The sequence below is a fragment of the Brevibacillus sp. NPDC003359 genome (assembly GCF_042878995.1).
Classification (GTDB): domain Bacteria; phylum Bacillota; class Bacilli; order Brevibacillales; family Brevibacillaceae; genus Brevibacillus.
On the sequence record NZ_JBIAOR010000001.1, the window covers coordinates 964,628 to 982,745 of the forward strand.

Consider the following 18,118-nt stretch of genomic DNA (forward strand, 5'->3'; position numbering starts at 1 on the left):
TACTAAACAAGGGAAATGGTCGTGCTTTTTTTATCAAATTTCCTTGGTCTGCCAAGCGATAACGCAATTATTCCAATCCCGCAGGCTTGTCCCTTCCGTCCAACGGATACCAGCGAAGCACATCACGCGGAGGACTTGCCAACCCTTCCTCCAACAAGACACATTTCCAAATTTCATCACCCGGCCCATCGGTTGTATCGCCATCATTAATAACAGGACCATTTTCGTATAAATAGTTCGATATATTACGCAGGAAACTCGCAACTTCATTTGGATCATAGGCCTCCCCATTAAAAACCGCCTCATGATCGATCACATCCAACTGCTGCATGCCGACGGTATCCATCAGGAGCCATCCTTCCGGAAGATTGAACAACCGGACATTGGACCACAGCTCGAGGGGAAGAAGCTGTATTTGCTCATAGCGTTGATTTAGCTCTTGCATCAACTCGGCAGACGCAAGGCACTCTCCATTCGGGTTGAAAAAGCAAAGGGCTTCTGGCATTTTCAACAGCGACTCCGAAATAGCAGTGACAGTCATCAACTCCGGGAGCGCCTCATAATCCTCTGGCAGTATAGGAGCCTGATCGTTTGCCTCCCCCAATACGAAAGAAGAGCGAATACGGATAAACGCTTTGTGCTCGGATGCTACTTGCCGTCCTTCGGGAAATCCCCACGACTGCTGAACTGCACGCTCAAGGCTATCCGAGAACGTAAACGGTCCGAAAAAGCCCATTGACCAAGCGCCAAACAGCATCGTATCTTCTGCGGGATCTCCCATACTATCCGGCCAAGGCTTATCAACGACATCGACCTGGATATATCCGTTTACTTCCGGACGATACGGAATAAGCAAGCTCGGACCACTGAACACCCATTGGTCGAACGTTTCCATGACGTTGGCAATTTCGAATTGATCCTTGAGCATGTCTGCTATTTTGTGAATCGGAACCGCCGTTGACAGCAGGACGGCTACCCCTTGGGAATACATACCTTTTGGCATATCGTTATCTCCATTCTTTCCATTGTATTTGTTTGAGTCATGGCATACTTCACGTAACTATAAATCCGATCGCTTGAAGCTCCTTGATCGCGATGTCTAGATCAACTTCCGGATTCAGCTCCATCATCATTTCTTTCGTAATTGCAGTATTTGTAAAGATGTACGTAACTACATCAAGCGAGACCTTCATCTCGTAATAGGCCTCTGCCCACTCTACATAGTCATCTGGGTTGTCATAAATCATCCCAAGCAAAAAATCTGACCCATCATCGTGCCCTTGCGGATTATGTACGTCGCCCGTTTTCCAGACGTGATCAGTAGATTCTCTCCATAAGCAAAACGTAACGTCCTCCTTGGTAAATGCTTCGTCAGCTATTTGATTAAGCAAAGCAGGAGGGACTTGCTCATAGATGCCAGGCCAAACCTCGTATTCTTCCCTGGCAAAAGGACTCATTTCCGATTCATGATCGAACCCTTTTACAATGACGCCCTCGGGGGTGAACAGGATGAAAAGATCGTCGCCAGCGCCATTGCTAACGCTCACGAATGTTGTGTTTTCATCCCATTGTGGATCAAACTGATATCTGCGCAGCCAATCCTCCTGACACAACTCGATATCCATTGCGCTCAGGATAAGCATGCGCTGTTTTAATGCTTCGGGCTCAAAGAAAGGCTTAGGCCAAATGCTCATGTTAGATTCTCCTTCAAGTTTCTAGATCTTGTCAATAATCCGTCCAAAATACTTGCCTTTGTCTAAGAGACTGCCCTTTCTAATCCCAATGCAAGAAACACTCTATAGACAGCTTTTCCGTACCGCACTGAGGACAAGCTAACGCAAGACCATGATCAAGCTCCTCATCGATCGGCATAGACGGCATTTTCACTGCACATCGGGGACAATCATAGCTGTTCTTATATGTATCGGTATCCGACTCCATTTGCAAAAAGGTGGCATTTAGCAGATAATTGCATTTCTCGCAAATATATAGACCTTGAAAGCAGCTATGCCTCGTGCTGTTGTCCTGCATAAATTCATGGATGCGTTCCTTGCTAGCTTCATCCTCGAACCACTCCCATATTTCTGCCAAACGAATATATCTGAAACCAACGCCAACGTATATATTTTGGTTATAGGAACAGTGTTCACAATGCAGCTTGTAAGCTTCTCCCATGCTTTCTCACACCTCCTTTTATGTAACAGGTAGAAGCATTCCAAGCTCTCTTTCAATCGCAAGTTAATCATAGCCACTTCCGTATTCGCAAATAAAAAATACGTCGTCCGTTGGAGCAAAAACACTTCTAATAGTACTGCAAAAGCCTGTTTACAATCATTTACAAACACTTTGTTCAAAGAAATGTAAAACATACTCACCGGATATTTAGAAGCCTCGATTACTTCAAAGGAGGGGTACCACCAACATAATGGAAATTTTGTACGCTAAGCGAGTTTTTACATAGAAAGACCGATTTCCTCTACGCTAAGAAAATCGGCTTGATGAAAATTCATTTAATTTTATCCAGCACATTTCATCGTTTTAGTATTGAAATAAAAAGCGTAAAACGATGACTGAAGTAATGCCCGCAAGTACAGTTACCAGTAAACTACGTGTCTTTATCGCAATAAGAAAAGTCGGTATGGCTGCTAAAAATTCAATGTTATTTGTAAAAGATGAAATCTTTCCATCATGCATAAATATCTCTTGACCTATCAAAGCAGCTATAACAGAAATAGGGACATAATTTAACCATCGCATTCCCCATTCCGGTAATTCAAAACGACTTAGTATCATAAGAGGAACGACCCTTGGAATGAATGTTACAAAAGCTGCTCCTAGTATAATCAAAAAAACGTCCCATCTTACTTCCATTTCTCCACCGCCATTCCTATCGTAGAAGCAATAATTGTAGCAACAATCACACCTGCACTGCTGGACAACACGAAAGTGCTTCCCACAGCAATGATAACTGCTATAAGTGCGACAACTATATCGAGTTTGATTTTATTTCGACCTAACATAGAGAGTACAAGAATTCCAATAAACATGGCTGGCAAGGCAAATTCCAGACCGAATTTTTCAGGATTTGAGATCCATTGTGCCAAAAATGCTCCTACTAAATTAGCTGCAAACCAATGTAAATAAGCTGTTATATTGAGGCCATGCATCCATTTTTCACTGATTCGCTTTTTTTTCGCAGTCTCGTTAATAGCAACACCAAATGTCTCATCGGTGAGTAGTGCACCTACTAGCATGTTCCTAAATGGAGAAAGATGCCGAAAATAAGGTGATAAGGCTGCACTAAGTAAAATATGACGCAGATTAACAAAGAAAATAGTGATAATAATGGCAGTAGGAGAACTACTTGCTGCCAGCATTCCTGCAGCAATAAACTGAGCTGAGCCAGCATAAAGAATTAAACTCATCAGAGCTATCTCAACTACGCTAAGTCCCGCAGTCTTTTGAACAACACCAGCAGCTAATCCGATACTTAAATAACCCAGTAACGTAGGGATACAATCTTTTACTCCTTTGATAAAACTATCTTCATCCCTCTGAGACAAATTCATTTGGACGTTCGCCAGACTCATTTCATTCCCACCTTTTTTATTTCTAGATAGTAGAAGCTAACACACTAACTACTACAAAAAAATGAAAGAAAATACGGTTCAAGTTATTTGAACCGTTTTCCTGTAACAACATGAAACAGGTTAGGGTTGTTTTTCCAGAGAGCTTCTGCTTTCTCTGGACCAACCTCTTTAACTAATTCTGCAAACATGAGGTCATGTCTGATGTATTCCATCGCGATTAGTACAAGTGCTGGGTCTTGTGTTTTTATCGCCCATGCAGGTGTATTTGGAGAAAAATTTGCAATTAATACTTCTTCATTGTCCCGTGCAACAATCGTTAATCGACCATTCATACGTTCCTCAGCTACTTCGGGAGCCATGTAATTATGATGAGTAGTTACACCAAGCTGGATCTCAGGTGCTCCAAAAAGAATAGAAAAAACATGGATTTCATCATTTACACGCCTATCTATAGCACCTTTTATACAAGAGACTTGTGGTTCCCAAATCGACAACCATATTTCTTCTTTTGCTTTATCTATCATGTCAACCATTTCGGCCGCAACACGCTCATCACTGCTAATGCGTCGAATAACATCTACTTCCTGTTCACTTTCTAAAGCAGATAAATTCTTTTCAAGATAATCCATGGAAGTTTCGAAGTTATTACGCAATCGACTGATTAACTCTTTTGCCGATAAAGGTGCATAGGTTACAGGGTCAGAAGGTACTGTATAAACCGCACCTTTATCTAATAATTTTGCCAATACCTCATAAATCGTTGAACGAGGTACACCGGACCTTTTACTTACTTCATAGCCTGTTATAGGAGAATTTTTTAAAAGTCCTATATATGCTTTACATTCATATTGCGAAAAGCCCCATTTCTGAAGTTCTTTATAAAGTTCTTCCATAGAAACCCCTTTAGTAGTTAGTGTAATACTCACTATAAAATAAAACGAATTACCTGTCAAAGTACAAACCTTCACAATCGCGTTTAGTCGCTTGAAGAGAAGAAAGGATTTATTCTCAGTTAAACCGACAAAAAAAAAGGACTCACTGGGGTCCTTTTTTACGTTGTTCTTCTTTTCTTGACGCGCTTGACTGCCGATTCATTGAAATTGCGGTAATCATTTTCCAGTCGTTCTGCCTGTAGCAAGCCCTACTCCCTCAATTATATGCGAGCCCTAATGAGGAATGAAAGATGCTTGAAAATGACTGGACATTTTTCATAGATGTCGCTGTGTCGTATACCCCTTCTCCTTATTGGAAAAGAGCAATGTCATTCCCATCACTATGACAAGAACCCCTACTACGGCAAAGGGGAGATGCTTATCCAATTGGTAAAGACTTGTGCTGAGAATGGGCGCGATCACCGCGGAAATACCTTGGACGGATGCGACTAACCCCGCTACACTTCCCTGCTGCTCGCGGCCAACTGCTAAAGAAGATCCAGCCATAAAGCCGGGCATCATGAACCCGGTTCCAATGCCGAACAAGAAAAAAGCCACGTAATATACCATCAAGTTCATGAAAAATAGAAAGAGTGACAAGCTGATGATAACGAGCAACGAACCGACTAGAATAAGTGGTTTTGGCTGCCATTTCGGATTTTTCATTTGCAGCCCTTGCGTGACGATCATCGCTACTCCCGAAATCATGAGTCCTACTGAAATCATTCGGGCGGTTTCCTTCGTTGTCAACGACAACTGATCCTGAAAATAAAATCCTCCCACGACTTGCAAAGTGACGATACTGAGCATTGTCGCCAAACCAGCAAACAAATAAAGCGTCAGGCCTTTTTGAAAAGGATTCACCTTGGGTAGTTTCTCTTGAATTACTGGTTTTTGCGCAGGAATCAAGAAGCTGACGACAAGCAAAGCGACAATCGGCAACAATGCGCCAATGTATAACGGCCAGATGAGACCGATAAGCGCAAACGCTCCAGCAATCGCCGGACCAAGCACAAGCCCCATCCCATTGGCAGCGCCGATAAACGCCATACCTCCTGCTCTTCCTTTTTCATCCGTGACATCCGCCATGTACGCCTGCGCTGCCGACGGAACGGCTGGGATAAACATCCCAATTAATCCGCGAGCCACAATAAGCAAAAGAACCAGTAATCCACCACCTATGAGCTGTGACAATCCCGCATACATCGTTGCCGTGAACAGAACACAACTCACAAACATGCCAATAAAGCCAATGACAATAACTGCTTTCCTTCCCTTTCGATCGCTTAATCGTCCCCAAACGGGTGCCATCACCGCCATTGTAATGGAGCCGAGCGAAATAATAATACCAGAATGAAGTTCATTGAGTCCTAATTCACGAATGAGCGGTGGCATCACGGGAGCAATAATCATCAAGCCTACCATCGCGACAAACACACTCAAAAAGATGCTGAACCGTATTCGAAACATTGTACATCTTCTCCTTTCAGACCGTTCTCTTTAGAGAAATCGTAAAAGAAATGCGTAACGGCTACTACCTCTGAGCGGAGAGTTTATGCCCCGAAACGGATTATGTTTGTCGCTCCTCTTGATTAATAAGGCAATTGAATATTAAATCGAGTCCCTTGATTTTGATTGCTTTCCACTTCGATTGTGCCCTGATGGGATAGGATTCATTGTTTGGCTATCGCAAGACCTAAGCCTGTCCCTCCACTCTCTCTTGTTCGCGCATCATCGGTACGGTAAAACCGATCCCTGTATCCTGCACAATAAGGGTCAATCGTTGCTTGTTGTCATTCCCTATCTGAATGGATATCTTTCCTTCGTTCGGCGTATATCGAATAGCGTTGCTAAGCAAGTTCACAAGGACCTGCTTCATTCGATTCGCATCCACGGATATGGTTGTTTCTTCGGAAAAAACCTCACTGGTGCATTTCCTGGGTGGGAAGCTCTTCGTCATTTTTGTACAGACTTAAGAGGTTTTTGATCTCTTCTAAGGTAAAACCAATTTCCTGTGCACGTTTAATAAATTGGATGTCGGTAACGGTTTGTTGCGGAAACATCCGGTAGCCGGATTCATTTCGGGGAGTTGTGGCGATGAGTCCTCTTTTTTCGTAGTATCTGACTGTTTCAATATGCACTTTGGCTTCGCTGGCTACTTGACTTCTGGTCAACCCATCCATATTTTCCTCCTCAATCGTTATGATAAAGGTTGTAGTTAAGTACAGAGTCAATCAGAAAAAAGGATTGTCTGTATTGTGCAAAGGTACGAGCTGGGCGGCCAGTTACTTGTTGGTCTGAGGTTACGGTAAAAGCAATTGCCAGTAAAAAGCCCACACGATAAATAAACATCCTCCGATGAGGAACATGACTGTTGATATGTTGTCTTTTGCTGCCAACGTAAAGCGACCTTTCCACCATGTTATGCTCAGTAGTAATGCAGATAAGACTACCACCCAGCTACATACCTGAAGGATTATCCAAATGAGGGTTCGATCCAATAGCACAGGGGCGAGATGTTTTGAAATTTGACGACTTCCTCATGAAAGTTGCTTGTTTCAGCTTGAATAGGCGGAATACATACCGAGAAAAGAAAAAGGAATAAGAACACTATCGTTATTGGCATTCTGACGTATTTACATACTTTGTTCATTTGATCGATCTTCCTTTCTACTCATTTCGTTATGACTAGCGATATGTATCATCTTATAAGGGCTGGCATTTTGTAATCGCTTTCTTTTGAATAAAGAAGAGACCACCCAGTGCCTTTTTCGCTTCTGGATAGTCTCATACGTTCTGTGTTTTTGTGTATTACCATTTTTTCTTAGGTGGAGATGTCGGTTTGCAAGGTGGCGGAAATGTCGGTTTTGGTGGGGGTGTCGTTGGAATAGGAACTTGTTGATTCTGCAAAACCTTTAGACCAAGACGTAGGACGATTTTTTCACGGACGGTCGTGAATGTTTTGGTTGTGTCTTTGCACCGCTTATTTTCCAAACCGATGTCTAATTCCGTGAATTCCGTGAATAACAACTCACAATACGGTCTCTCGTTGTAAACTTTTCGATTGCCGAACAAACCTACGTTAAACTTTGCCGCATGACCCGATTTATTCAAATATTCTCCGTGTGACTCGAAATCTGGTGCCAGTTGCAAAGTCGGTCCTGTAGCCGGAAAGGTAAGATCCGTACAGAAATCGAATGGTATCAGCGCCGTAGTATGTCGCACATCACCGCATACAGCAGTTCCCGTTACTTGATCGACTGTGATGTACTCGATATTTTTGCGAATAAAACCACTGACGAACAACTTTGCAGACAACGGGTTGAATGTGGGAACCAGCTCACATTGCTCCAAAATGACACTCTTTAATACCCGAATGATCTCAAGTGCAGGCTTCTCCAAATGGACATTAGCCTCCACACATACGACAACAGCCGTTTCTGCCAACGTTACAGGTACTTTAATAGTTTTAGGAAAAGTGGTTTCGGTTGAAGCCATTCCGAACATACGGGCGTTTTCCACCGTGCAACTATTTTGCGTAACTTGAGTTTGGCCACAATTACAGCCATCACCATGTATACCCATTTTTACTCTCTCCTTTATCAGCCACCTACTCTCTTTATATTATATGGACTAGATTCAATATGGATTTGGCTGATGCCAAGCGTTATCTGCCCTTTTTTCTAGAAAAGAGTGTTTACCTTTTTCGTTATGTATGGAGGCGGAACGGGAACCAGCTGCTTCCGATACCACCATACACGACCGCTAATGGTTGCCAAGCCGCTGAACTCCTTCCATCCTGATTGCGAATGATTGAGCGGATCTGCCATGATGTTGATTTGCCAGTCCCCGGTCTCTACCCATCTATTAATCGGACAAGCTGGTGCTGTAAGGAGAATTGCACTTGTTCCTAGATTTTCTTTGGGGAAGGGTGGTCGTAATACGGTGGAGGTAACTGGGATGCGAATCGTTTCATGCTCTAATTTTTGCGAATGGACTGTGATCCCCAGACCCTTGATTTCTAACTCCCCTGACAGCCAGATAATCTTTTTGCTATCATCGTGCCGAATGTGCTGGATATCGATCTTACTCTGGCATTCTACCTCTTTCCAATCAAGCCTCCAGGGAACACGTAAGGAATGGACCCACTCTACGTCCCAAATTTCTTCTAGGAAAGCAACTTGCATGAACGATTGACCCGTGCTTTCCACGTGGACTACTTTTGCTTGAATCAGTTCTTGCTGAGCCTTGCTGTTTTCTTGTGTAAGATCCTTGGCATCCATGGGGGCAGAGGTGGGAGTAGAATGCAAAGAGACTTGTTCGGTAGCTGTCTCGTTGGCAGGAGGTGGAGAGGTATGATTTCGTTTGCCCTTATGTTTCTTGGAACGATACATTTTCTGCTTATCCATAGGACCTTCCTGAGGCTGAGGCTGCATCTGTTCCTTTGGTGCGACGTAAAAGAGCGGGAGTGATGCTCTCGACTTTTTCAAGGAGCCTCGCTGGTTAAGAATTGGCCTTCTATTCTTAGGATTTTTCTTGTCGTTCGGCATGTCCTCACTCCTTTCCTTCAAAATACCCCTCCCTTTATCCATACGTGATCGCCCGTCTGATTGTATAGACACTTGCCCTTTCGGAAAACAATTCGTCTTCCCATGACAAAAAAGAACACCCCTCTCCCGATAAACCCAAGAAAGCCGTTGCCCTTTACTTTTTTAACGCTCCAACGCTTATAATCTTGACCTCAGGATAAATATTTATCTTTGCCTTGGAAAATGCCCTCCCCCAGTCATCCTCTACTTTCTTCCATTCGTCGTAGGCATACGCACGAGCATATTTGCCCAGCCCAATCGGATCAACTTGTTTTTTCTGGAGCTTGGCAATGACACCTTCCATTTTTTGCTTCATCACGGCAGCTATCGCCTGCTCCATTACTGTTTTATCCTTGATTGGATTGGCCTTCACTAAAACCTCCGTCAGCACAATCAAGTACGTAAAATGCAGGTCAAATTGAAATCGACCGTCTTTTGCCGACGTTTTGTAGTTGTAATCGGTGTAATCGATCGAGTAACTGATACTTCTACTCTCTTCGTCTTTTTTTTGAAAAGCTTGATCTGCGAGTTGGGCGGTCATGTAAATCGGGTGCTCCGTATCTTTTTGCAAAATAAGCAGTTGGATACTTTCTTCTGGTGTGAGGGAGTCCACGTAATACCCCCTCTTATCAATGAGGGCCGTACCTGCAATATGTAACTTATTTTCTCTCAACTTTACCTGTGTCAAATAGGGCGTGATGCCCTTTTCGTAAAACTGGTCATAGACGTTACGTGCCGTCGTATAAACACAGGCTTCACTCGTGTGGCCAGACCGAATCAATTCCCGCAAGTAGACAGGAAAACGCGGCTTATCGTTCACATCTACATTCATAACTTGTTCAATCGGATCATCGACCATGATTAAATCCGCTTTAAGAGAGCTTTTGGGATCGCGATAAAGCACATCCATCAAGTCAAACAATCCTTTTTTCTGTAAAACCCTTTTCGCGATCACGATGTTTTGAACCTTCCCTGTTTCCGTTAGCCCATTCGCTTCATTATTCAACCGGTCCCGTCCTTCTCGAAAAGAAGACGCATGAACATGCAACAGCTCCGTCTTTTTCTTGGCCTCTCGCTGAAAGACGGGGACAGCAGAGTAAATATCAAGCTCCCCATCCTTTTTGTTATCGATCCCGAGTGTCAGTACAAGCGTTAATTCGTCCAGCCGATTTTGTCCCAAACACCCCGACGTCACCAACATGATCGAGAGAAGAATCGAAACGAGCCTTCTTTTCATCGGTCCATCCTCATTTGAAGCTTCCCAATCGTCCCTGCATAAAGCCACAAACAGATCGGAAACAGATAAGAAACCACTAGGCCCATACTTCCTCCCCACTTTAGCATGTTACTCACCTGATAAAAGGTAGGATTATAAACAAAAGACAAAAGGATGAAGCCTCCAGTCAAAACCTGAAGAACTTGCCGATGATTCGTGTAGGGAATCACCTGGCTAAAGCCGACGATTGACACAAAATAATAGGGAATGCCGCTTGTTGAGATCAAAAACAAGTAAAAAGCGGCAAAAACGACCTCAATCCTCTCCACAAATGGGAATTCAATCGTTTCAAACAAGTCAAGCGTTGGCCAAATATACGTACTCACCTGATATGGGTTGAATTGAACAAAACAAGCTATGGTAACCAGAAGATACACGAACAAAGTGATCGTATTCGCAATGACAATGCCCTTGGCAGCCTGTTGTTTTTTCTGTAAAAACGGATAAAGCACGAACGCAAGCTCAAATCCGAGAAAGGACAAAACAGTCGTTTTCGTGCCCTTCAAAACAGGAAGCCACCCCTCTTTTAACACGGGAAGCAAATGAATAAAATGTCCGTTCTTCATCGAAACAAAGAAAAGAGGGAGCATCAAAATCATCCCAATCTGAACGATTTCGGTATAACGTGCGAGCATCCTGATGCCATATCGTGCAAGCATGTAGATCGGAATCAAAAAGAGGATCATCAAGAAATAGTTGGCTGTTTGTGGCAAAACCCACGTCTGCATAAGGTGAATAGCAGAAAAAAGCGTAATGGAAAAAACAAACAAGCTGTACAAAGTGAAGAGTAGTGAACCGAAGCCGCCCAACCATTTCCCAAAATATCTCTTGAGCAAATCGAAAATCGTCTCATTCGGATGGCGTTTCATGACGTGAATGATCAGTAAACTGACGACGTTTGCCACAATCCAACCTAGTATGATAGAGATCCATCCGTCTGTGCTTGCTATTTCTGCCAAGTCCGATGGGAGCGTAATGATTCCAATACCAATCTGGACCTGAGAAATAAAGAATATGTATTGAAACAACGTAATGTCATTGAGTCGATTTGTTTTCATTTGTCATCGCCATTAGAAGTATGTTTTCTTTGCCGAATCGCTTGCTTTGGTCGATTAGACTGCGGACGTTTGATGAGGCTCCAGATTGGTAAACGAATGAAACCATCTCGCCATGCATCTAGATGAACAGGAGCAAGCGGGCTGCCATATGGTGTCCCCAATGATTCTAGCGAGATGAGATGAATGACCAATATCATCAAGCCAATGGCAATCCCGACAATCCCGAACAAGTATGCTACTATCATCATCGGGAAACGAAGTATTCTCACTGCTGCAGCTAAATCAGGATTGGGCAGAATGAATGACGCAATCCCAGTGGCAGCAACGACAATCACCATGATATTGCTGACAATCCCTGCTGATACAGCTGCTTGTCCAATGACAATACCCCCAACAATCCCTACGGTTTGGCCGATCTTGGAGGGCAGACGTAAACCAGCCTCTCGCAGCATTTCCAATGTCACTTCCATAATAATAGCTTCTAAAAATGGAGGGATGGGCACACGCTCGCGAGACTCACCAATCGATAAAATGAGGTCGAGTGGAATGATTTCGTAATGGAAGGTCAGTGCTGCGATGTAGAGCGCAGGTAGAAGCACAGAGATAAAAAAGCTGACAAACCGCAACAGCCTGATAAAGGAAGAAATGATCCAGCGCTTGCTATAGTCATCTGCGCTTTGAAATAATGAAGCCAATGTAATCGGTCCGATCAGAGCCCAAGGAGAATGATCGACGATGATGGCGATACGCCCTTGAAGGATATGAGATGCTACAGAATCCGGCCGTTCCGTTGTTAAAAACTGCGGAAATGGGGTGTAAGGATTGCCCTCGATCAACTCCTCCAACTCACCTATGTTGATAATCGCATCAATGTCGATCCGATTGATTCTCTCCTCCAATTCTTCCAAAATCTCTTCGTTCATGACATCTCCCAAATAGAGTAAGGCAATATTGGTCTTACTCCTTCGTCCCGCTTGCGTTTCTCTTATGATTAATGCACGATCTGGAATGTATCGGCGAACCATCGATATGTTTTGCCCCAATGATTCCACAAAGCTCTGTCGTGACCCCTTAACGACAGACTCTGTTACAGGCTCATCGATGCTACGCTCTGGCCAACCTTGTGTCCCCAAGAGCAAACAAGATGTTTCCCCTTCCACGAATAACACACTATAGCCGTTAAGAATGCCTTGCTCGACTTCCCTCCATGACTGAACAGCCTTTCTCGATCCAACAGTCAGCTCCAAGTTTGTGATATCCGAAAACGCAAGGGATTCAAATAGCAGCGGTTTTAGAATATTGTTATTGATCATTGCCTTATCTACCATCCCCTCCAAGTAAACAAGGAGAGCAGAAGTATTCGTCTGGTTGATCATGAATTTATTCGTAATGATATCAGGAGCATGGCAAAACGACGCTTGTAACCTTTTTAAATTCATCAAAAGATCAGTACTGACAACAGCGTCATTTGACGAGTAGTCCCAATCTTTCATACGTAGTCTTTTGCCAACACGTGTAAACGTATGTCTCATGACTAATTCTCCCTGTCCCTGCATATCAAATCCGCTGCATTCTCTCCTATAATTGCCCTGCCTTGCCAAAATTATGAATCACCAACCGATCAACCACTTGCTTGCAACAAAAAGACATCCGCCTTTGTGACGGATGTCTTACTTACTACCATTCTTCATTGCTGAGCTTTTCTTTAATCAGGTAACGGCATTTCACTTGTCCTTCCGTCATACAAGAAGTACGCTCTATATGCGCGTCTACTAGCGACTCAAACAAGGATAGCTCGCATTGACATGCTTGGCGATAGCGAACGGCTACTTGTAGGACTGGACAATTTGCTTCTTCAAGCATGTACAAGCCATCCCTGATTTTTTCCAAGTGAGGCATGTATCCTTGTTCATATTGTATGCTCGTCAACGTTTTCACTCGCTCGTCAAAACCTTGTTCTCGCATTACCTCCCGATAATTTTGTAAAATTCGTACCATTCGCTTCTCAAATAATTGATCGACGAAAGCTTCCCCATACAAATCCTGAATGCCTGCGACCAACTCCGTAGCCAAATCGCTATAGTGACGCGGAAATAATTGTTCAGCTGTATTCGTTAGATGATACACATAGGCTGGTCTGCCTGTTCGCTGGCGGACGATTCGAGACTCGATATACCGTTCTCTAAGCAAAACGTCTAAATGCTTACGCACCGCGACTTTGGTTATGCCGAGATGCTTTGACAGTTCTTGAACGTTGACCGAACGGCGCTTCTTGAGCAACACCAAAATTTCTCGACGTTTTTCCTGTTCTTGAAAATAGACCGCGTGTCTGTTCATCGATGGACCTTCCTTAGCGGATTGCTTCGTTATACAAACGATTGGCTTCCTCCCAGTTGACCACATTCCACCACGACGAGACAAAATCCGGGCGTTTATTTTGGTACTGCAAGTAATAAGCATGTTCCCAGACATCTACGACCAATATGGGCGTTTTGTTCTCCATAAAAGGAGTATCCTGATTGGGCGTGCTCATCACTTCCAACTTGTCCCCGTTGGCCACAAGCCATCCCCATCCAGAGCCGAAACGACTGACAGCTGCTTTTGTCAATTCATCCTTCATATCCTCAAAACTTCCGAAATACTTGTCGATTCCTTTCGCAATATCCCCTGTTGGTTTTCCGCCGCCAGCCGGACTCATGATGGACCAATACAAGCTGTGTCCATAATGCCCGCCCCCATGATTTCGAACAGCCATGCGGATGTCTTCCGGGATATCCTCCAAGTGGCTGATTAGTTCCTCGACCGAAGCATTCCTGAACGGCGAGTAGTTTTCAAGTGCCTTGTTTAAGTTCGCCACATATGTTGCATGATGCTTTCCGTGATGAATTTCCATCGTTCTCGCATCCAGGTAAGGCTCCAGCTCATCATAGCGATATGGCAGCTCCGGTAACGTAAAGGGTTCCATTTCCTATCTCCTCCAATCTTGATTGTCGGTTACAAGCCTAGTTTACAAGATGAAAAATATTTTGTACATATCCAAATTTGTTTCCTTAACGCAAGATTTATTTGTGCATGAATCCTGCATTGCAAACAACACGGCGATGTTATAGAATAACGACAAATCATCTTGCCTTAAGGAAACAATTTTTCTGCAAGTCAAATCTTTCGTGCTGGAAGGAATAGGATTCCATGAACGTCTTATTGTCAAAGGAAACGCCATATCCTGTTTTTCAGCCCTTGCTGCATCTGATGACAGGACAATTTTTTGGGTACGAAGCACTTCTTCGCTCCTCTACACACCAATCTCCAGAATTCCTTTTTCGGAAGGCTCGTTCAGAGGGAAACTTGTATGAATTGGATACGCTGTCGATGAAAAAAGCAATTGAAGTGTATTTTACGAATGTGACTTCTATCGATCATGCTCCGCTCTTGTTTATCAACGTGTTTCCTTCCACGCTGTTGAGCCCTGCGTTCCTATCGTTTATTTCGGAGGACTTGTTTGGTTCGTGGAACAATCGAATTGTCTTGGAAATCAATGAGGCCAATGAAGAAGACAAGATGTGGGAGATAAGATCGTTGGGGCAAAAAATACGTGAGCTGCGTCAACATGGATTCCTGATTGCATTAGATGATGTCGGCTCGGGAGCCGCTTCATTAAAAAAGATCGTGGAATATGAACCAGATATCGTAAAGCTCGACAGGTACTTCGGCAAGCAATTGTCCTCCATGCCGAATAAACAGAAGCTCGTCTCGCTTTTCGTCCAATACTGCCAAGATCAAACGCAGCTTGTACTGGAAGGAATCGAGGAGCCGGAGGACTTATCTATCGCTTTGGCATTAGGGGTACCTGTTGGTCAAGGTTTTTTGCTAGGGCACCCAGAACCATTTCTCGCAACACAAAAAAGACGATGAAAACTTTCTCATCGTCTCTCGTGTCTCATTATTTTCCTACCGGCTCAATGGAAGTGTTCAGTGCATGAGCCACATATTCTTCTGTACTGTGCTGAATCTGCTCATCCGAAATCCCCAATACCCCTTGGAACAAGAATGGTTTCAAGAATTTCAATCCCGTTAAATTCGCCATCGCTTGCAGCGGTTTGATCAGTTCGCTGATGGAATAGTAGTTGTAACCATCACGTTGATAAGCTTCCTCTTGTCCGCCTGTAGAAATCGCGAGGAGGAGCTCTTTTCCATGCAGCTTGTTTCCTTCAGATCCGTAAGCCCAGCCATACGTCAACACAGCATCCTGCCACTGTTTCAAAAGGGCTGGTGTGCTATACCAGTAAAGCGGAAATTGAAAGACGATACGGTCGTGCTCTTGCATCAGTTTTTGCTCTTGTTCAACATCGATCTGGAAATCTGGATAGGCAGCGTATAAATCGTGAACAGTTACGCTTTCTTCTTTTTGCATTCTTTCCTTCCATGCTTTATTGATACGAGATTGAGACATAGTAGGGTGTACTGCGATAACAAGAGTTTTCATGAATATCCTCCAAATTAATTTGTTTGTACATACAAATTATCAGAAGAACAGGGCACTGTCAACTCTCCCGTTCACTACAAATGCTGGAATCAAGACTCCGTCTCGTTTTTTCCAACATTTCGACTGTCTCGTGAATCATCTGTGTGACTGACTTTGCCTGATCTTCCCCAAGCAATGCCACATAGTTTTTGTACATATCTGTAATGGCTTCTTCTATGTCCGTCTGAGCTTCTCGCCCCTTTTTCGTAGGCAAAACGAAGATGTTTTTCCCCTCTACTTCTCGCTCCAGATATCCTTTTCCTACGAGTTTATCGACAAATCGAGTAATCGTCGATGGTGTCATATGAAGAATTTGCGCCAATTGGGTCGGGGTCACTTTCTCCTTTTCGTTTACAGCCAGCATAAGATACGCATGAGTAGGAGAAAATCCATAACGCTGGAAGGATTCTTCCGCCAATTTCGTAATCACCCGGGATAAACGGTTGGAAGTGAAAAACAAACAGTTATGCAAATTGTCGCTATTCAAGCCAAGAATCCCCCTATTGCTGTTCTTCGGTCCATGCGACTGTCTCGTCGCTCCCCCCTAACTATACGCGATATTTCGGACAAATGTAAGCGAAAGAAAAATCCCTCACAAGGAGGGATTACAGTCAAAACATCTGCTGTTCCGCGTATTGTACCAAACGCTTCGTCATTTCTCCGCCGACAGAACCGTTTTGGCGTGCCGACGTGTCTGCTCCCAATTCGACTCCAAATTCAGCAGCTATCTCGTACTTTAATTGATCAAGTGCTGCACGGGATTGTCCATACACCAAGGAATTCGAACGTGCCATTGCTGTTCACCTCTGGTTGTGATTGATGATGTGCTGGTAGTATGTGCAGATTATGGGAGCCTATTCAAACATGCTCTGACTTTTGTCTGCTCCCATTTTTCTAATACCTTCGCCGCTTCATCCATGGTGATTCTGGCATTATAAGCCAGCTCGTAAACAGCCACGGCTCCGCCTTTCTTCGTAGCTACCTGAAGTGCGATTCGTTCCATTCTTTCTCAAAAACAATCATGAAATCCCTTCTTTTCCCTCTATTTTTCAGAAATATCGTTCGATGAATATTAAAAGACACCAACAAAGTCTCTAGCGTTCTTGAGACCTATTTTTCCGTGATTATCGAAGTATATTTGCTTCGTGTATCTTTCCATCATAGAGGGGAAGATTGGAAAATACACAACGCAGGAGTGAGTGCCTTGAGCGTCAATGTCTACCTTACTTTCAATGGGAACTGTCAGAATGGAACTGCAGGAGACGTTTTGGAGCAAATGCTATGGTAGTGTCGTCGATCGATTTGGTATCGAGTGGCAGTTTAATTACGAGGAATAGCAATCAGGTGATAAGTATGGATGATATCCGGTACATATTCTTCCGTCAATCGTATGCCTGCAAAAATCATTTCCTTTTCTTCCTCTGACACGCTGAAAAACGGGTCACCGCATTTTTCGCAAACCATCATCCACCGCTCCTCCAACTTTTGCAGGCGATTCATATTCCATTGCACATCTTGCTCACACGTTGGACAGGCAATCGTTTTCATCGTCTTTTCCCCCTGTACTCACGGCTTACTTTTCTTGCATTTTACTAGAATGGACAAAAAAAGACACTAACATCGTGTTAGTGTCTTCTTATATGAACGATGCGATGGTTAGATTCCTATGGTGACGAGAATCCCCCCATATATGTAAAGCTTATCTCCCGCACCTGCACCTGCTGCCTGCCGACCGGACTTTCCAGCACAACAGAATCGCGTGGAGCCGCTAGCAGCAGTTGCCTGCCTATTGGCGATAAGAATGAAATTCTGTTGTTATCCGGGTCAATGTCTGTGGGGTATACCACAGTAAATGACTCCTCAAATTGATCTTCTTCAAATAGTACTTTTACGTTACTGCCTAATAACGTAATTGCTTTAAGTGATTGAAAGAGTGCACTGTCTTCTTTTGCCAAAAGGTTTTCGAGTGTTTGCTTGTAACGCTCCACAATCTCATCGATGGCTTGCTTTTCTTTTCCATAGTTCCGTACATATTGATCGTAAAAGAGTGAATACTGCTCGTCAAAAAAGACAAGCTGGTTGATCAGATGATTTCTAGTGCCATTTAAAATACTAGGGTTCATAGTAGATTTCACCCCCCAGTTGCTTTTC

General features: G+C 43.7%; 23 protein-coding genes and 1 pseudogene. 2 read left to right on the top strand and 22 right to left on the bottom strand.

Annotated elements, in window-relative coordinates; translation table 11 throughout:
• Window positions 1–67: 67 nt before the first annotated feature.
• From ACFYU8_RS04170 to ACFYU8_RS04245, 16 genes are all read right to left on the bottom strand, one after another.
• Window positions 68–1,003, bottom strand: a complete 936-nt coding sequence (locus ACFYU8_RS04170) for a DUF4261 domain-containing protein (protein WP_390295533.1) — start codon at window positions 1,001–1,003, stop codon at window positions 68–70.
• A 49-nt stretch (window positions 1,004–1,052) separates the two neighbouring features.
• The gene (locus tag ACFYU8_RS04175) at window positions 1,053–1,694 is read right to left on the bottom strand and encodes a hypothetical protein (protein WP_390295532.1); all 642 of its coding nucleotides are present in this window, start codon (window positions 1,692–1,694) and stop codon (window positions 1,053–1,055) included.
• 79 nt (window positions 1,695–1,773) lie between these two features.
• Window positions 1,774–2,175 carry a hypothetical protein gene (locus tag ACFYU8_RS04180; RefSeq protein WP_390295531.1) on the bottom strand — a complete coding sequence of 134 codons (402 nt, stop codon included), beginning with the start codon at window positions 2,173–2,175 and terminating at the stop codon, window positions 1,774–1,776.
• A gap of 363 nt (window positions 2,176–2,538) precedes the next feature.
• Window positions 2,539–2,871: an AzlD domain-containing protein gene (locus ACFYU8_RS04185; RefSeq protein ID WP_390295530.1), complete on the bottom strand. Its 333-nt coding sequence runs from the start codon at window positions 2,869–2,871 to the stop codon at window positions 2,539–2,541.
• Complete coding sequence (locus tag ACFYU8_RS04190; protein ID WP_390295529.1) at window positions 2,862–3,590, bottom strand: AzlC family ABC transporter permease; 729 nt, start codon at window positions 3,588–3,590, stop codon at window positions 2,862–2,864. The genes ACFYU8_RS04185 and ACFYU8_RS04190 overlap by 10 nt, the downstream gene beginning before the upstream one ends.
• Before the next feature lie 83 nt (window positions 3,591–3,673).
• Window positions 3,674–4,483 (bottom strand): TrmB family transcriptional regulator, encoded by an 810-nt coding sequence (locus tag ACFYU8_RS04195; RefSeq protein ID WP_390295528.1) that lies wholly within the window; start codon window positions 4,481–4,483, stop codon window positions 3,674–3,676.
• A gap of 315 nt (window positions 4,484–4,798) precedes the next feature.
• The gene (locus ACFYU8_RS04200; RefSeq protein WP_390295527.1) at window positions 4,799–5,992 is read right to left on the bottom strand and encodes an MFS transporter; all 1,194 of its coding nucleotides are present in this window, start codon (window positions 5,990–5,992) and stop codon (window positions 4,799–4,801) included.
• Window positions 5,993–6,218: 226 nt separating this feature from the next.
• A complete protein-coding gene (locus tag ACFYU8_RS04205) occupies window positions 6,219–6,401 on the bottom strand; it encodes an ATP-binding protein (protein ID WP_390295526.1) in 183 nt (60 codons plus the stop codon).
• 43 nt (window positions 6,402–6,444) lie between these two features.
• Window positions 6,445–6,705, bottom strand: a complete 261-nt coding sequence (locus tag ACFYU8_RS04210) for a MerR family transcriptional regulator (RefSeq protein ID WP_390295525.1) — start codon at window positions 6,703–6,705, stop codon at window positions 6,445–6,447.
• Window positions 6,706–7,333: 628 nt separating this feature from the next.
• Window positions 7,334–8,107 carry a CsxC family protein gene (locus ACFYU8_RS04215; protein ID WP_390295524.1) on the bottom strand — a complete coding sequence of 258 codons (774 nt, stop codon included), beginning with the start codon at window positions 8,105–8,107 and terminating at the stop codon, window positions 7,334–7,336.
• Between the two features lie 98 nt (window positions 8,108–8,205).
• Entirely contained in the window at window positions 8,206–8,931 is a 726-nt protein-coding gene (locus tag ACFYU8_RS04220) for a hypothetical protein (RefSeq protein ID WP_390295523.1), read from the bottom strand.
• A gap of 295 nt (window positions 8,932–9,226) precedes the next feature.
• Window positions 9,227–10,348 (bottom strand): Ger(x)C family spore germination protein, encoded by a 1,122-nt coding sequence (locus tag ACFYU8_RS04225; protein ID WP_390295522.1) that lies wholly within the window; start codon window positions 10,346–10,348, stop codon window positions 9,227–9,229.
• A complete protein-coding gene (locus ACFYU8_RS04230) occupies window positions 10,345–11,445 on the bottom strand; it encodes a GerAB/ArcD/ProY family transporter (protein WP_390295520.1) in 1,101 nt (366 codons plus the stop codon). Before ACFYU8_RS04230 ends, ACFYU8_RS04225 begins: the two co-directional genes overlap by 4 nt.
• On the bottom strand, window positions 11,442–12,977 hold the full coding sequence (locus ACFYU8_RS04235; RefSeq protein WP_390295518.1) for a spore germination protein: 1,536 nt from the start codon (window positions 12,975–12,977) through the stop codon (window positions 11,442–11,444). Before ACFYU8_RS04235 ends, ACFYU8_RS04230 begins: the two co-directional genes overlap by 4 nt.
• A 145-nt stretch (window positions 12,978–13,122) precedes the next feature.
• Window positions 13,123–13,782 carry a helix-turn-helix transcriptional regulator gene (locus tag ACFYU8_RS04240; protein WP_390295516.1) on the bottom strand — a complete coding sequence of 220 codons (660 nt, stop codon included), beginning with the start codon at window positions 13,780–13,782 and terminating at the stop codon, window positions 13,123–13,125.
• A 13-nt stretch (window positions 13,783–13,795) separates the two neighbouring features.
• Complete coding sequence (locus tag ACFYU8_RS04245) at window positions 13,796–14,410, bottom strand: superoxide dismutase (RefSeq protein ID WP_390295514.1); 615 nt, start codon at window positions 14,408–14,410, stop codon at window positions 13,796–13,798.
• Between the two features lie 224 nt (window positions 14,411–14,634).
• On the opposite strand from ACFYU8_RS04245, the gene ACFYU8_RS04250 reads away from it, so the two are divergent.
• A complete protein-coding gene (locus tag ACFYU8_RS04250) occupies window positions 14,635–15,357 on the top strand; it encodes an EAL domain-containing protein (protein ID WP_390295512.1) in 723 nt (240 codons plus the stop codon).
• A 28-nt stretch (window positions 15,358–15,385) separates the two neighbouring features.
• Here ACFYU8_RS04250 and ACFYU8_RS04255 read toward each other — a convergent pair whose 3' ends face one another.
• The 4 genes from ACFYU8_RS04255 to ACFYU8_RS04270 form a co-directional block, all read right to left on the bottom strand.
• Window positions 15,386–15,928 (bottom strand): NAD(P)H-dependent oxidoreductase, encoded by a 543-nt coding sequence (locus tag ACFYU8_RS04255; protein ID WP_390295510.1) that lies wholly within the window; start codon window positions 15,926–15,928, stop codon window positions 15,386–15,388.
• Between the two features lie 58 nt (window positions 15,929–15,986).
• Window positions 15,987–16,454 carry a MarR family winged helix-turn-helix transcriptional regulator gene (locus ACFYU8_RS04260; protein ID WP_390295508.1) on the bottom strand — a complete coding sequence of 156 codons (468 nt, stop codon included), beginning with the start codon at window positions 16,452–16,454 and terminating at the stop codon, window positions 15,987–15,989.
• 124 nt (window positions 16,455–16,578) lie between these two features.
• On the bottom strand, window positions 16,579–16,761 hold the full coding sequence (locus ACFYU8_RS04265) for an alpha/beta-type small acid-soluble spore protein (RefSeq protein WP_390295506.1): 183 nt from the start codon (window positions 16,759–16,761) through the stop codon (window positions 16,579–16,581).
• A 50-nt stretch (window positions 16,762–16,811) separates the two neighbouring features.
• Complete coding sequence (locus tag ACFYU8_RS04270) at window positions 16,812–16,970, bottom strand: hypothetical protein (RefSeq protein ID WP_390295504.1); 159 nt, start codon at window positions 16,968–16,970, stop codon at window positions 16,812–16,814.
• 232 nt (window positions 16,971–17,202) lie between these two features.
• Here ACFYU8_RS04270 and ACFYU8_RS04275 point away from each other — a divergent pair.
• Window positions 17,203–17,304 (top strand): annotated as a pseudogene (locus ACFYU8_RS04275) (VOC family protein); the annotation flags it as partial.
• On the opposite strand, the gene ACFYU8_RS04280 reads toward ACFYU8_RS04275, so the two are convergent.
• On the bottom strand, window positions 17,288–17,515 hold the full coding sequence (locus ACFYU8_RS04280; protein WP_390295502.1) for a hypothetical protein: 228 nt from the start codon (window positions 17,513–17,515) through the stop codon (window positions 17,288–17,290). The pseudogene ACFYU8_RS04275 and the gene ACFYU8_RS04280 overlap by 17 nt on opposite strands.
• Before the next feature lie 116 nt (window positions 17,516–17,631).
• Window positions 17,632–18,090, bottom strand: a complete 459-nt coding sequence (locus tag ACFYU8_RS04285; protein ID WP_390295500.1) for a GreA/GreB family elongation factor — start codon at window positions 18,088–18,090, stop codon at window positions 17,632–17,634.
• Between the last annotated feature and the right edge of the window lie 28 nt (window positions 18,091–18,118).

Coding starts and splice junctions, on each gene's coding strand:
- ACFYU8_RS04170 (WP_390295533.1), bottom strand. CDS start 1,003: ATGCCAAAAGGTATGTATTCCCAAGGGGTAGCCGTCCTGCTGTCAACG.
- ACFYU8_RS04175 (WP_390295532.1), bottom strand. CDS start 1,694: ATGAGCATTTGGCCTAAGCCTTTCTTTGAGCCCGAAGCATTAAAACAG.
- ACFYU8_RS04180 (WP_390295531.1), bottom strand. CDS start 2,175: ATGGGAGAAGCTTACAAGCTGCATTGTGAACACTGTTCCTATAACCAA.
- ACFYU8_RS04185 (WP_390295530.1), bottom strand. CDS start 2,871: ATGGAAGTAAGATGGGACGTTTTTTTGATTATACTAGGAGCAGCTTTT.
- ACFYU8_RS04190 (WP_390295529.1), bottom strand. CDS start 3,590: ATGAGTCTGGCGAACGTCCAAATGAATTTGTCTCAGAGGGATGAAGAT.
- ACFYU8_RS04195 (WP_390295528.1), bottom strand. CDS start 4,483: ATGGAAGAACTTTATAAAGAACTTCAGAAATGGGGCTTTTCGCAATAT.
- ACFYU8_RS04200 (WP_390295527.1), bottom strand. CDS start 5,992: ATGTTTCGAATACGGTTCAGCATCTTTTTGAGTGTGTTTGTCGCGATG.
- ACFYU8_RS04205 (WP_390295526.1), bottom strand. CDS start 6,401: ATGAAGCAGGTCCTTGTGAACTTGCTTAGCAACGCTATTCGATATACG.
- ACFYU8_RS04210 (WP_390295525.1), bottom strand. CDS start 6,705: ATGGATGGGTTGACCAGAAGTCAAGTAGCCAGCGAAGCCAAAGTGCAT.
- ACFYU8_RS04215 (WP_390295524.1), bottom strand. CDS start 8,107: ATGGGTATACATGGTGATGGCTGTAATTGTGGCCAAACTCAAGTTACG.
- ACFYU8_RS04220 (WP_390295523.1), bottom strand. CDS start 8,931: ATGGATAAGCAGAAAATGTATCGTTCCAAGAAACATAAGGGCAAACGA.
- ACFYU8_RS04225 (WP_390295522.1), bottom strand. CDS start 10,348: ATGAAAAGAAGGCTCGTTTCGATTCTTCTCTCGATCATGTTGGTGACG.
- ACFYU8_RS04230 (WP_390295520.1), bottom strand. CDS start 11,445: ATGAAAACAAATCGACTCAATGACATTACGTTGTTTCAATACATATTC.
- ACFYU8_RS04235 (WP_390295518.1), bottom strand. CDS start 12,977: ATGAGACATACGTTTACACGTGTTGGCAAAAGACTACGTATGAAAGAT.
- ACFYU8_RS04240 (WP_390295516.1), bottom strand. CDS start 13,782: ATGAACAGACACGCGGTCTATTTTCAAGAACAGGAAAAACGTCGAGAA.
- ACFYU8_RS04245 (WP_390295514.1), bottom strand. CDS start 14,410: ATGGAACCCTTTACGTTACCGGAGCTGCCATATCGCTATGATGAGCTG.
- ACFYU8_RS04250 (WP_390295512.1), top strand. CDS start 14,635: ATGAACGTCTTATTGTCAAAGGAAACGCCATATCCTGTTTTTCAGCCC.
- ACFYU8_RS04255 (WP_390295510.1), bottom strand. CDS start 15,928: ATGAAAACTCTTGTTATCGCAGTACACCCTACTATGTCTCAATCTCGT.
- ACFYU8_RS04265 (WP_390295506.1), bottom strand. CDS start 16,761: ATGGCACGTTCGAATTCCTTGGTGTATGGACAATCCCGTGCAGCACTT.
- ACFYU8_RS04270 (WP_390295504.1), bottom strand. CDS start 16,970: ATGGAACGAATCGCACTTCAGGTAGCTACGAAGAAAGGCGGAGCCGTG.
- ACFYU8_RS04280 (WP_390295502.1), bottom strand. CDS start 17,515: ATGAAAACGATTGCCTGTCCAACGTGTGAGCAAGATGTGCAATGGAAT.
- ACFYU8_RS04285 (WP_390295500.1), bottom strand. CDS start 18,090: ATGAACCCTAGTATTTTAAATGGCACTAGAAATCATCTGATCAACCAG.